Genomic DNA, 1,627 nt, shown 5'->3' with positions numbered 1-1,627 from the left:
TCGCCTTTTTAATTTTCGGCAAATGTGTTTTGTTATGCTCTAGAATCATTTCAAGATTATCTTTTGTAATCAATGGACTACCCCCTTGGATTTTCCGAATTTGTGACTGATTTTAAAACATCGATCAGTTCAACAAATTCGCTAAAAAGATGCATGCCCTTTTTTAATTCTTCGTCCACTGTACCGTGAAACGAAAGTGCCACATAATTCATAAATGAATCAGATCGGCTACGGTCAAACGTTTTTTCTTTGAATTCCATATCTGCCTTGTAAAAAAAGAACGGATCTTTAATGCGGAATAGCTTATTGATCTTTGCAACATACTCCTCCACATTTCCTTCGCCTTTTAAGAAATTATAATAAGCTGTCTTCTTAATACCAGTGCGTTCCATCACCCATGAATGTTTAATACCTTTACTTTCTATATATTTTTTGACATTCTGACCTACAATTTTGTTTGTATTTACCATACATTTCACCTCCGTATCTACAATAAATTATAAATAAGAATGTATTGATTTTCTATATATTTTCCTCAAAAAACGGAATATATGATTATTTTATGCAAAAAATTATTAAAAAGTTCTCGATAAAACTCATTTTTTCCTTAAAAAGAGGAATGTATTGCTATATGTTGCCTCCTTCCCTTATAACTTTTTAGCTAAGAGGTCAGGGGATTCTTCCTAATTGCACAAAAATAAAAAATCGTTATCTTCATTAGCTTTTCGAGTATTCTAAAACTAAAATAACTTCTTCTTTATATTCGTTTTTTCAAATTTTTGTATCACAAACTTCATCAGCAACTTTTTCATAAAAATAATCAAGTACAACACGTTTTTTACTCATCGAATTACATTCTCCTTAACGCCTGCATATGGTCTTCTCGTGATGTGTCTACATAAATAGCGGTTGTTTGTATACTTTCATGCCGAGCAAGATAACGGCGCCAAACAGCGATACGTGAGCATGATGGCCGAACGTCGGCACTTGCTTTTGACGGCCAACCTCTGACCATGTCGTACACAACACATGATACGATCGGATATGCGTTTCATCGATGTACAACAGGACGGAATCTGGATCGATTAAGTTTTTTTATTAGATCCATTTGTTTTTCGAAGTGTTTTTGCCGATCCGGATCTCCTTTCGCCAACGTGTAAGTCGGCCGGGTCCACGAAAGCCCTTTTCGATGCAAGAGTTTTCGCAAGGCTTCGCGGGACATGGAGATGCCATAATGGTGGTGTACATAGGATTGAAGGATCTTCGTATTCCACGCCGAAGCGATGTCCCAGCCCAGCTCCGCGGGTGTCGTGGTCAACACAAGGTGTTTGATCTCTTCCTGCTGTTCTTCGGTGAGAAACGGCTCTCGCCCAGGGGCAAAATCCCGATGAAGCAGGAGTTCCAGGCCCCCTTCGTTAAACAGCGACACATAATGGGAAACGGTTTGGCGGCACACGTTGACCATGGAGGCCACGTCTTTGCCCAAATAGCCTTCTATGACCAGGCGGACGGCATCACACGTTGGCGGAGATGAGCGTTTTTGATCTTCCGTTCCTGCTTGCGGAGTTTCCGGGGCGTCCATCCATGGTTGTCGGTGATGTTGAGACGTTTCATGCAGAATTCCGCT

Annotated in this window: 3 protein-coding genes; all 3 read right to left on the bottom strand. The window is 40.1% G+C overall.

Annotation, left to right across the window (positions count from 1 at the left end; all coding sequences use genetic code 11):
* Positions 1-77: 77 nt before the first annotated feature.
* Positions 78-470 (bottom strand): hypothetical protein, encoded by a 393-nt coding sequence (locus GZ1_RS17660; RefSeq protein WP_033013770.1) that lies wholly within the window; start codon positions 468-470, stop codon positions 78-80.
* Positions 471-894: 424 nt separating this feature from the next.
* Positions 895-1,065: a transposase gene (locus GZ1_RS18730; protein WP_174520702.1), complete on the bottom strand. Its 171-nt coding sequence runs from the start codon at positions 1,063-1,065 to the stop codon at positions 895-897.
* Positions 1,052-1,627 (bottom strand): winged helix-turn-helix domain-containing protein (locus GZ1_RS17655; protein ID WP_255211325.1); only part of this gene is annotated, 576 nt, incomplete at its 5' end. The genes GZ1_RS18730 and GZ1_RS17655, both read right to left, overlap by 14 nt.

Origin of the sequence: Geobacillus zalihae NBRC 101842 (assembly GCF_001544135.1) — a bacterium.
In the GTDB taxonomy this organism is placed as follows: Bacteria; Bacillota; Bacilli; order Bacillales; family Anoxybacillaceae; genus Geobacillus; species Geobacillus zalihae.
The sequence above is the reverse complement of the archived record's forward strand: the minus strand, read 5'-3'. Positions and strand labels throughout refer to the sequence as shown.

Bases quoted from the DNA above. Each gene is read 5' to 3' on its own strand.
- GZ1_RS17660 (WP_033013770.1), bottom strand. From the start codon at position 470: ATGGTAAATACAAACAAAATTGTAGGTCAGAATGTCAAAAAATATATA.